This window comes from Mesorhizobium sp. M7A.F.Ca.MR.362.00.0.0, from assembly GCF_004023175.1.
Classification (GTDB): domain Bacteria; phylum Pseudomonadota; class Alphaproteobacteria; order Rhizobiales; family Rhizobiaceae; genus Mesorhizobium.
In genome coordinates, this window is the sequence record NZ_RZTF01000843.1 from 539 (window position 1) to 773 (window position 235).

Annotated in this window: 1 protein-coding gene; it reads right to left on the bottom strand. The window is 63.8% G+C overall.

The genetic code is table 11. The features are described 5' to 3' along the window. Positions 1 to 235 (bottom strand): substrate-binding domain-containing protein (locus tag EOC06_RS44675; protein ID WP_245470456.1); only part of this gene is annotated, 235 nt, incomplete at both ends.

Consider the following 235-nt stretch of genomic DNA (forward strand, 5'->3'; position numbering starts at 1 on the left):
CCGAAACATCGCCCGGCACCGCAATGTCGTGCTGCCGCAGCCAGTCCAGCGCATGGAGCGCCATCCTGTCGGACATCGCCAGAATGGCTGTCGGCGTCTCGGCACCGGCGAAAATATGGTCGAGGCCGGCCCAAACGCTCTTCTCGTCATTGACGGTTTCGTAGATAGGCACCCGCGAGACGTCGACGCCGACCCGGGAGAGTTCAGCGAAATAGCCACGCAAGCGGTCGCGCGT